The organism is Chamaesiphon sp. GL140_3_metabinner_50, assembly GCF_025361915.1.
Classification (GTDB): domain Bacteria; phylum Cyanobacteriota; class Cyanobacteriia; order Cyanobacteriales; family Chamaesiphonaceae; genus Chamaesiphon.
Window position 1 is genome coordinate 1 of sequence record NZ_JANYJC010000284.1, and the last position, 10,931, is coordinate 10,931.

At 44.8% G+C, this 10,931-nt stretch carries 9 protein-coding genes and 1 pseudogene; 5 read left to right on the forward strand and 5 right to left on the reverse strand.

Annotated features, from left to right (window positions below):
- Positions 1–189: 189 nt before the first annotated feature.
- Positions 190–795 (forward strand): VWA domain-containing protein, encoded by a 606-nt coding sequence (locus Q0R35_RS13850; RefSeq protein ID WP_295619271.1) that lies wholly within the window; start codon positions 190–192, stop codon positions 793–795.
- A 131-nt stretch (positions 796–926) separates the two neighbouring features.
- On the opposite strand, the gene cysE is transcribed toward Q0R35_RS13850, so the two are convergent.
- Both cysE and Q0R35_RS13860 read right to left on the reverse strand, forming a co-directional pair.
- A complete protein-coding gene (gene cysE, locus Q0R35_RS13855) occupies positions 927–1,682 on the reverse strand; it encodes a serine O-acetyltransferase (protein ID WP_295619274.1) in 756 nt (251 codons plus the stop codon).
- 171 nt (positions 1,683–1,853) lie between these two features.
- Positions 1,854–2,600: a DUF561 domain-containing protein gene (locus Q0R35_RS13860; protein WP_295619277.1), complete on the reverse strand. Its 747-nt coding sequence runs from the start codon at positions 2,598–2,600 to the stop codon at positions 1,854–1,856.
- Positions 2,601–2,789: 189 nt separating this feature from the next.
- On the opposite strand from Q0R35_RS13860, the gene Q0R35_RS13865 reads away from it, so the two are divergent.
- The 4 genes from Q0R35_RS13865 to Q0R35_RS13880 all read left to right on the forward strand — a co-directional run bounded on the left by Q0R35_RS13865 (position 2,790) and on the right by Q0R35_RS13880 (position 6,795).
- Positions 2,790–3,359: a Uma2 family endonuclease gene (locus Q0R35_RS13865; RefSeq protein ID WP_295619281.1), complete on the forward strand. Its 570-nt coding sequence runs from the start codon at positions 2,790–2,792 to the stop codon at positions 3,357–3,359.
- A 127-nt stretch (positions 3,360–3,486) separates the two neighbouring features.
- On the forward strand, positions 3,487–5,526 hold the full coding sequence (locus Q0R35_RS13870; RefSeq protein ID WP_295619284.1) for an ABC transporter ATP-binding protein/permease: 2,040 nt from the start codon (positions 3,487–3,489) through the stop codon (positions 5,524–5,526).
- Between the two features lie 39 nt (positions 5,527–5,565).
- Positions 5,566–6,240 (forward strand): acetoacetate decarboxylase family protein, encoded by a 675-nt coding sequence (locus Q0R35_RS13875; RefSeq protein WP_295619287.1) that lies wholly within the window; start codon positions 5,566–5,568, stop codon positions 6,238–6,240.
- 150 nt (positions 6,241–6,390) lie between these two features.
- A complete protein-coding gene (locus Q0R35_RS13880; RefSeq protein ID WP_295619290.1) occupies positions 6,391–6,795 on the forward strand; it encodes a DUF4351 domain-containing protein in 405 nt (134 codons plus the stop codon).
- Positions 6,796–6,887: 92 nt separating this feature from the next.
- On the opposite strand, the gene Q0R35_RS13885 is transcribed toward Q0R35_RS13880, so the two are convergent.
- The 3 genes and pseudogenes from Q0R35_RS13885 to Q0R35_RS13895 form a co-directional block, all read right to left on the reverse strand.
- A complete protein-coding gene (locus tag Q0R35_RS13885) occupies positions 6,888–7,424 on the reverse strand; it encodes a hypothetical protein (protein ID WP_295619292.1) in 537 nt (178 codons plus the stop codon).
- Between the two features lie 53 nt (positions 7,425–7,477).
- On the reverse strand, positions 7,478–8,884 hold the full coding sequence (locus Q0R35_RS13890) for an AAA family ATPase (protein ID WP_295619295.1): 1,407 nt from the start codon (positions 8,882–8,884) through the stop codon (positions 7,478–7,480).
- 90 nt (positions 8,885–8,974) lie between these two features.
- Positions 8,975–10,931 (reverse strand): annotated as a pseudogene (locus tag Q0R35_RS13895) (hypothetical protein); the annotation flags it as partial.

Sequence of the window (10,931 nt, forward strand, 5' to 3'; positions counted from 1 at the left end):
AATGAGACCCAACACCTCACCCAGATCCGCAAAATCCACAATCTACAATGGTATAAGATGCCTTCTTTTGACGATCGCCAGAACTCAAGGTTAAGCTGGAATCAATTAAGATCGGGTACTCTTAGCTACTCTGCAAGCTAAGATGCTCGGCAAACCTGCTTTACCATGATGAAAACTGAGGACTACTCTATGTTAGAAAATCGCGATTACACTTTAATTATCGACAAAAGTGGGAGCATGTCCACCAAAGATCGCGCGGGTGGGCCGAGTCGGTGGCAAATTATGCAAGAATCAGCATTAGCTCTAGCGAATAAGTGCGAAGAACTCGACCCCGATGGGATTACAGTCTATCTATTTTCGGGTAAATTCAAACGCTACGATAATGTGACTGCGGCTAAAGTTAGCACGATTTTTCAAGAGAACGATCCTTCAGGCAGAACTGATTTAGCAGCAGTATTAAATGACGCTACAACTAACTATTTACAGCGTAAAGCACAAGGTCAAACGCCCGCTAATGGCGAGATTATTTTGGTAGTTACCGATGGCGAACCCGACGATCGTAAGGCTGTAATGCAAGTCATTTTAGACACCACTCAAAAACTCGATCGCGACGAAGAATTATCGATTTCTTTCATTCAAGTCGGCATGGATGAAGCCGCTACCAAGTTTTTAAAAATCCTCGATGACGATCTCGGACGCGCTGGCGCAAAGTTTGATATCGTCGATACCATGACAATGAATGACATGGAAGATCTCACCCTCAAGGAAGTTTTGCTTGCGGCAATTAATGATTGAGGAAAGAGATGGGAGATGGGAGTTGGGAGTGCGGAGATAGGGTTTAGGCTCTAGAAGTAATTGCATTTCTTACTCCTTACTTCTTACTTCCTACTCTTATCTCCCATCTCCCATCTCCGTACTCCCATCTCCTAGATTCCCGAACCGTCTAAAAATTGCCGAATGACTCGATCTTCCAAGTAACAACTCGGTGCTAATTCGATGCCTTCGGCGGAGGGTGTAACGACACCTTGAATAATGGCGTTGCAAGTTTGCTCAGTTTGCATTTTCTGAACTTGCTGCTCTAAACCTTCAATTCGATCGACTAATGCCCGAATTACTTCGGCTTCTGTATCTGGTAGACTACCATGTTCTAGCGGCCCGACGCGTTCGCCCGCTCGATACAAAATTCGTCCGGGAATGCCGACTACCGTACAATCTGAAGGTACGTCTCGCAGTACGACAGAACCCGCCCCAATCCGCACGTTACTACCGATTTGTAAGTTGCCCAATACTTTAGCACCCGCGCCGACGATGACATTTTCGCCGAGTGTCGGGTGACGTTTGCCGCTTTCTTTACCAGTACCGCCGAGCGTTACGCCTTGATAAATCAGCGCGTAATCGCCAATAATTGCCGTTTCACCAATGACTACACCCATCCCGTGATCTATAAATACGCCCTTGCCAATTGTCGCCCCTGGGTGAATCTCAATGCCCGTAAAAAACCGCGCTAAATGCGAAATAAAGCGAGGAATAAAGGGGATACCCAAGACAAATAACCAATGCGCGAACCGATGCAGCGATAAGGCTTGTAGCCCAGGATAGCAGAACAAAACTTCCAGCCAGTTGCGGGCGGCAGGATCGCGATCGAAGATAATCCGGAAGTCAGCAATTAGTTTAGAAAGCACGATAATTATTCTACGATCGCGAGGAGGCTATTACGTATTTTAGCCGATATCTTTCGATCGATGTCAAATTTAGATGGGAGATGGGAGATGGGAGATGGGAGCGGGGAGATGGGAGTTGGTATTCTTAATCCAAAATCTCCCAGTCCCCCAGTCCCCCAGTCCCCTCGTCTCCTACACTCTCACAACCGCAGGAGCAGCAGCTAGAGCTTCTACCAGGCTGCGAACTGCGGCGATGGCGGCAATTTCGTTGTCGAGCTTGTTGATTGCCGAACCTACGCCGATTCCGGCTGCACCTGCGGCAATTGCTAGCGGTGCGGTAACGTTAGATAAACCAGACGCACAGAGTACGGGGACATTAACAGCGCGCGAGATTTCGTAAGCAGCGGCTAGCGTGGGAGCTGCTTTTTCGATTAAGCCGAGCGTACCTGCATGGGTGGGTGCGCTGCTAGTACCGCCTTCAGTTTGAATGATATCTGCACCCGCAGCAACTAGAGCTTGTGCCAACTCAACTTGTTTGTCTAGGCTCAAGATGTGCGGAACGGTCACAGACAGGGTAATATTGGGCAGTAAGGCACGAGTGGCAACAGTTAGGGCTAAAACTTCATCGGCTTCAAATTGAATACCTTGGGCGTAAAAACTATCGAAGTTACCAATTTCAATCAGATCGGCACCAGCTTCGACACAAGCAACAAATAATTCGGGTTCGACGGCAGAAACGCAAATTGGGAGGCTGGTAAGCTGACGCGCCATCCGGACTAATTCGGGATCGGCAGCAATATCGAGAAATGTCGCACCACCGAGATCGGCGGCTGTTACTACCATAGCAACTCGATCGCGATCGAAATTATTCAACCCACTGATGACTTTGAGGACTCGGTTACTAGCAAAGGCTGTTTGCAGGCTATTCAACATATTCATCGCGTTTACGAAGGGACGTATAAATCTTTATCTGAACCATTTTGACATCGATCGGGCGAAGTTAACCGATCGCCGATACCAAAGTCAACATAGAATTATGAGCGATCGCGCTAGAATCGACGATTTAACTCTAGCGGAGTAAACTGGTAATGAGTTACTAGTGAGTTAAATTAGCTTGAGGTTTTGCAAATGGTTGCTGTTAAAGACAGCTTTCGACGATTCACTCCCGCAGAATATTTTGTGTGGGAAGAGCAACAATTAGAGCGGCACGAGTTAATTGATGGTCGAGTTTATGCGATGAGTGGTGGGACTATTAATCATGGTCGAATTAGTATTAAAATTACCTCGATGTTAGATAGTCACTTAGATAATAGTCATTGTATAACTGGCAACTCTGATGTGAGGATTAATATTCTAGAAACCACTGATTATAGCTATCCAGATGCAAGTGTGACTTGTGACGAGCGAGATAAGAGCGGTACTCAATATATTGCTTACCCCTGTTTAATCGTCGAAGTTTTATCTGACAGTACTGAAGCTTACGACCGGAGTGAAAAGTTTTATCGATATCGTCGTAATCCGATTCTACAAGAGTACGTTCTGGTTAGTGCTAAGTCAATATCGATCGATCTTTATCGTAAGAATGATGACGGAGAATGGATTTTTACCCAATATCGGACTGGGGATATTGTTGAGCTAAGAAGTATCGATCTTAGTTTCCCAATCGAGCAAGTTTATCGCGGCATTGTATTTGAGTGAGCTACTGTGGCGGGAAGGGAGTATATTAAGATCCATCACAAAGTAGCAACTACGATCGATCCGTTGGCGTAGCCTCTCGGTGGAGAATCGCGTCTGCGCTGAGATATCCCCTTTGGCTTCAATTATTATGACAGCAGCACCGCAGTCTAAACCACTCCTAAAATTTCGATTCAATCGACAGCTTTGGCAGCGATTTGTAGAAATTGCCCAGCCTTATTTTTATCCACCCGGTGCGCGAAGTTCGACACAGTTTCTATTTTTAATCTTAACACAACTAGTATTTGTCGTTGCGTTTACCTTTTTCTTTGTTGTCGCTTTAGCCTTAATTGGTTTTCAATTTTCGCCTAAATTCTTTGCGGGTTTGGTAAATGAGATTATTTATCTCAAGTTTCTTTCTAGTCTGGGGAAAAGCTCAGTTGAAATTTTCCAGAATCTGCTAACATTTTTACCTGCTTATATATTTCTGGTGCTACTGATACTCAGTAGTGGTATTTTCTATGCTTATCGGCGCAAGTTGCGAGGACGAGAGCGACAATGGCTGGTATTAGGATTGTTATTATTTCTGGCTTTTATTGTCAGTAGTCTCAACGTGCTAATCAGCTATGTGTTTAGATTTATCGATAATGCGCTCAATGGTAGAGACCCCAAGGTATTTTGGGAGTTTCTTTGGGTGTACGGAATTACGCTGGTTGTCGCGATTCCGATTCTGATTGCTTATCGTTATACGCGGCGGAAATTAGCCTTGTTTTGGCGAGAGTGGCTCACCAATATGCTGTTAAAGGATTATTTTAGCAACCGCGCTTATTACGAGCTAGATTCTAATGCGGCGAATACAGACATCGATAATCCAGATCAGCGGATGACTGAAGATGTCAACTCTTTTACCACCACTATTTTAGATTTAATTTTAGACATCCTCGATTCAGTTTTAGATCTAGTTGCCTTTACAGGTATTCTCTATAGTATTTCGACCGAACTCACCTTTGGATTAGTTGGTTATGTGTCGATCGCGAGTATTATGGCATTGTGGATCGGTACTAAATTAATTAAAATCAACTTTAATCAATTGCGACTCGAAGGTGATTTTCGATATGGGATGGTTCACGTTCGTGACAATGCCGAATCGATCGCATTTTATCGAGGTGAAAATCTAGAACTAGGCAACGTTGAAGGTCGTTTTGCGCGTGCGATTAGAAACTACGATTTATTAATAATTTGGATCGCGCTGCTCGATATTTTTCAATATGCGTATAAATACTTTGCGCGGTTGGTGCCTTATCTAATTGTCGCCCCTTTGTATTTTGCCAAAAAAGTGGACTTTGGGACGATCGGACAAGGGATATTTGCCTTTCAAATGGTTCTCAGTGCCCTCTCCATCATCCCCACGCGAATTCAGGATATTTCTTCGTTTACGGCGAGTATCGAACGGCTGGGGACGCTTTACGAGCGATTCAGACAACGGGAGACGAAAGATTTTGCGGGTAACGAGGGAATTATCGTCAGCCCTGCAAATCATTTTAAAGTCGATGGATTGACGCTTAATACCCCCAACGCCGAGCAAACGCTGATCCAAAATCTCTCTTTCGAGCTAGCACCAGCTCAATCGCTGCTCGTCGTCGGTTCGAGTGGTTGTGGTAAAAGTTCGCTGCTACGGGCGATTGCGGGGCTGTGGCGCAATGGTACGGGCACGATTGAAAGCCCAGACTATACTCAAACTTTATTCCTACCCCAGAAGCCCTATATGCTGTTGGGGACACTGCGCGCCCAGTTGCAATATCCCAACCTACGGGCAAATATCACCGATGCCGAAATTCAATCGGCACTGGTACGAGTCAACCTCGAAAACTTAACCACGCGGATGGGTGGATTGGATACCGAAAAAGATTGGGCGGCGGTACTTTCGCAAGGCGAGCAACAGCGACTGGCTTTCGCGCGGATTCTGCTGAGTCAGCCAAAATATGTCATTCTCGATGAAGCGACTAGTGCGCTAGATGTTACCAACGAGCGACGGCTATACGAGCTATTGCAAAGCCAAGATATTTCTTATATTAGCGTCGGTCATCGTCCTAGCTTAGTAGATTATCACCAAACGGTACTAGATTTACGACCCGATCGCGATCGAAGTTGGCAATTATTAGCGGCTGAAGACTATCAATTTGCTAGTTAGCTAGAATTGTGATATCAGCTCTTTGCTCAACTCCTAAATATGTCCTATCCTCCAGCACCTTGGCATCTGTATGGTACGGCACTCCAATCTATACATGCGATCGATATTAGCAGCGCGAAAGCTTTCGTACCAAACGATTTAGAGATTGTCTCCGTTTTACCGGGCAAAACCTTCGGCGGTGTATATGTATCTGTTTACGAGCCAAATTCCACCCTCCAATATCATGAATTAATTGTGGTTCCGGCTCTGGTGCGTTACCAGGGCAAAATCGGAGCTTGGATTTCGCATATTTATGTAGATCATCCCGACTCGGTGGCGGGGGGGATAAATATTTGGGGGTTGCCAAAACAGTTGGCTGATTTTACGTGGCACGATCGACAGGTGACGGTTGCTCAAGCTAATATAAGTATCTGTCAGATCGATCGATCTACTACTCAATTACCGCTTTCTTTCTGGGGAAAGTTGAAAGGTAGCGGTAATGTTTTTGGTGGTTTAGAGCGGGATATTTTGACGTTTACAGGCGACTTTGAGGCGGGTTTAGCCTGGACACCTTTTAAACTAAATATTCCCGCCCAAAGCCCGTTGACAACTCTCAATTTAGGTCATCCTTGGTTGGGAATTCAAGTAAATAATCTGCATCTGACAGCAAATAGTCCCACAATTGTTGGTACCTGGACAAATCCACCCGTATCGACTAATTTACTTTCTTTTTAGTGCTAAGTTAGATAAAGTGAATAGTCAATAATACCAGATCGATCGATCCAACTTTAATCGATTGCCATAATTGTCAACACTATTCGATCGAATTAATTGCCAGCTTTTAATGATAAAATTAAATTAACATCATTTAAAACTGGTTGAAATATGTATGATAATCCGTTTGCGAGTTTGGCACAAACGGATGAGCCAGAGTCGATTTTAAGGGCTGTGGCTGCTAGAATTGAGGATGTAGAAACTAGAAAAGTTCAAGCAGATCTGGCGGCGACTGCATCTATTCTGGCTGGGTTGGTGTTGGATAAGAATCTAGTAAAACAAATACTGCGGAGAGATATTATGCGGGAGTCTGCGATTTATCAGGATATCTTAGTTGAGGGCGAGGTGAAAGGGCGTGTTGGGGAAGCTAGAGGGTTAGTCATCAGGCTGCTAAATCGGAAGTTAGGAAATATTAGTCCGATCCTGTTGGCTAAGATTGAGGCGTTGTCCCTAGAGCGAGTAGAATCTTTGGGTGAAGATCTATTAGACTTTAGTTCGTTGGCGCAGCCTCTCTGAAAGAGAATTGCCAATTTAGAGCAGTGGTTAACATAAGTTTTTATTGTTTGGACTCGATCTCAGCTATTGACATCGAGTCCAAACAATCTAGATTAATACATGAGCCGATCGACTAATGCAGGTAATTTAGTTTTGCCAATTCCACATTTTAGTTTGGTTAAGAAGGTTAAATTATTAATGCGATCGGTAGCTCGGTATTGAACGATCGCCCGCGCGATCGTATTTGGATCGAGCTTATTAAATGCAGCAATATTCGACTTAATATTCTCGAAAGCTGCGATAAGTTCTGCTTCTGAGGCTTGACTGAGATTAACTTTAATATTTTTACCTGCTTCAACTTTTAATTGAGCTGCCATCTCATCATCGACGACAATACAATAGACAAAATCTAAGCCTGCTTGCCGAGCGGCAGTCAGAATTTGAGTATTAAATACAGCATTATACTTGTCTTCTTTAAGAAGTTTTACCATCACGGGTAAAACATTTTTACCAGAATTAGCTAATTCGTTAGCAATAGCATTAATCACCATCGCTTCGGCACTAGATTTTCCTTGAATAAATTTGCATGGCAGGCGTAAAACCTGTCCTAAAGGCGTACTGGTGCTACGTCGTTCTAAAGTTGATACCACGATAAATTACCTCGCCAATATATTAATAAGTTTGTCCGATCGAATAAATGATTCTAGTTGTTAGAATAGTTGTGACCTAAAAACACTTCTGTAGTTACTTCGTTAAATAACTTAGTAATTTGTGAATTTTGCCAACAAACTACTGGTTTTTCTTGAAACTCCGCTTGTTTTACTTGAGCAAAGTTAATTAGCCGCGTATTTACTTGTTTGCCTGTAAATCCTTGCGTCTTAATTACATCGGCGATTGATTTATCTATACCCACGCCAATGTGAGCCGGACAATTACTGTAAAGTAGTCCTAAACTCCAAGGGCCGACTGTAAAGTCATCGGCTTTATCTCGCATAGATTGAATTGATGGAATTATCTTTGCTGAAATATCGATCGCATGTTTTAATGATTTAGAGCCAAGATCGAACGGAAGTAAAATTGTATCTGCCGTACATAACAAACACTTAGCTAAGTTATCGAATTTAGGAGAAGCATCGATAAAAATATAATCGTAATTGTACCGAATCAACTCTAGCAGTTTGTTGAAGATAACGTATTGATGATGGGCGCGAACTGCATCGTTAATATTGTTTAAATAATCTTTCGTTGCGGACAACAGCGATAAATGAAAGCTTTTGCCATCGGTAGTAGCATAACTCTTAGTTTGAATTGATGCCATCAAAATATCTTTAGCATGTTCGAGTTCTTGGAGCTGAAGCTTTTCATAAATGCGCTCGAAATAGTTGGGCGCGTAATCTGCTTCTAGCCCCAGCCCAGTAGTTAGATCGTTTTGCGGATCGAGATCGATTAATAAGACGCGTTTGCCAGCTAAAGCTAGACAGGCAGCAACATTAATTGTATTGGTGGTTTTAGAGACTCCGCCTTTACTATTCCAAATGGCAGTTACCAGAGCAGATGGGGGAGCTTGCAAGCACTTGACTAACTCTTTTAATAATTTTGGCAAGCTAGTTTTAGTAACTCGCTTAATAGTCATCATCGGAATAACTAACCCATCAACGCGTCGCCACAGTTGAAAAAAGTCACCATTGAATACCAATCCATAACTGGCTAAATGACTGGGGTTAACCTTATTAATATCTAAGTACTGAATGATTCCATTGTTAGGAGCGGGCGATAAACCAACAGCATCCTTATAGCGGGGATGCTCTTGACAAGTTGCCATAAACTTCGCATCGCTCACTTCTGCTAAAGCTGCTTCGCGTTTTTTAATTTCTATTACCAATACAGGCGGCTGCTCTGGATCGTTATAGATTAAGTAGTCTGGTTTTAAACCTCTACCAATAGCAGGCTCACTTTTAATTTGGGAATGGTTGACTCCTAAATAGTCAAATAGTCTCAGCATGAAATTAGATCCCAAATCTGATTCCTTGTAATCTGTTGGTAAACTCGCCCAAAGATCGACAATTCTTCTGGAGCTAACCTTGGCTGGTGGCGGAGCGGCAATAACCATGAAATCTATACTCTAGGGGTAACTAGACATATATTCAGGCACGATGTAGCATTATCGGGACATTTTAAATTAAATTGCCATTAGGGCAAATTACTCCCACTCTTGGAATCGATCGAGCCAATAGCCAATCGCGCGTTCGATTTGTTCTTTGCGCCGCTCGAAGTTGGCGGCGAGGGTGATAATTAAGACTCCGGCTAATAATCCGATCGCCCATTTGGTAATCGGATATTCGGTAATTAGAATCAGTAATTGATAGGCATTTGTTAACAGAAAGGTAATCGTTCCGATATACAGCCAAGCACGGACTCTCAAGACTATACCGCAGATGGCGATCGCGAGTCCGATGCCGATCGGGAGCCAGGGCTGATGCCAGAGTAAGGCGGTAACGGCGATGATACTACTGCCCAAGATGCGCCCATAGTGACGATTTTGTTTTGAGGTTTGCCAGTAAGGATCGTATTGTACGGCGACTAAAATTGATAAGCCGATCGAGGTGGCATACCAGATCGGGCTGGTAAGATCGTACATAAATAACAGTCGGATTGCTGCCCAGTTGATGAAAATTAGGCTCAGATAAGCCCACCCGAATTGTTTTTGGCGGCGCGATACGCCAGCGTAGAAGACGGCGAGTACGGCGAGATTGAGCAGGGAGATGCGGTCGAATTCAAAGACGACTCGCGATAGTGGTAATATGAGCGCAACCATCCGCCAGGGGCGATCTTGCCAGCCCCATTGCCGCCAAGGAGCTAGTAAGATAATTAGACCGATCGTGCAAGAAATGAGGATTAAACCTTCATCGAAAATGCCCAGATTTTGGAAGATCGATCGGGCGTAAATACCGACTCCCATTAATTCTGCCAAACCGAGATAGATCCACCAGTCGCCGCCATCTCTGTCGCGTGCTTGAATTAAGGCATAGCCACCGAGGATGATGCTGATGAATAAATGAACGAGGGTGAGTTGGGGAATCGGGATGGGGGGAATGGTGGCGGCGGCGATTTTCCAGGTGCTAGCGATCGCCCAATGAATGTGTGCGACGTTTTTTAAGCCAGCGAGGCGGAAATTCCACCAGCGAGTGACACCTTGCTTCGATTTCCACCAGATGCTCAGGCGGTAGCCCAGAGCGAGGATGGCGGTAATTAAGCCATAGACAGTGAAGGCATCGGCGGTACTCCCACCTGGGGGTGCTTGGAGGAGGTAATGAGTAATTAGTTCGTAGCAGCCGATGGTGACGAAGCATAGCCCGCCGTAACCGATGAGATTGCTGAGTCTACGGCTGACTAATACGCCAATTATGCCAACGGCGATCGTCAGTAATCCGGTATATGTAGTAAAAAATGGCAGTCTTAGGAATAAACCCCAACTGGCTAGTAATAAGGGTGCTAATTTTAGTCCGGTTTCGAGCTGTTGGCGGGTATAAAACCAGAGTGGGAAGGCTAACAAGATGTTAACCGTGGCGAGGGTGAGGGTATCGCCGCCGAGGAAGTGGATGAGGGCAGACAGGGCGATTTCGCCCGTCCAGATTAAGCTCCAAAACCATACGCCATCGGGGATAGATGAGTGTTGCCACCGTTGGCGAGAGCCGATCGCCGTGCCTAAAATTCCGGCGGCTAGTAATGTCGTGGCATGAATGTTCTGGAACCAGGGTACCGATCGGGCTGCTGCGGCAGTTTGCAGGCTGCCAAACCCTTGAGTACCTGAGAAAATATCGATTTGCGCCCCCAACCAATTAAAGTCAGTGTGGAAGTAGTTTACCGAGCCGATCGCCAGTCCTAATCCGGCAATCCCGATCGCCCATCGATCGCTAGCCACTGCATAGATCCGAGGTAGTTTCCGACTGACAAGCCACAGCCCAAAACAGGCGATCGCGCCGATTACCAGCCAGTAACTAGGCGGATAAATTCGATCGACTAGTAAATTTACGCCCAACCCCAATCCAAAGCCGATGTGAACGAATGCGGCGAGAATTCGATCGAGTCGTTTGACGAGGGGAAACATTACGCCCACAGCCACTATTAGCAAGATCGATCGCCATTCGGTACGATCG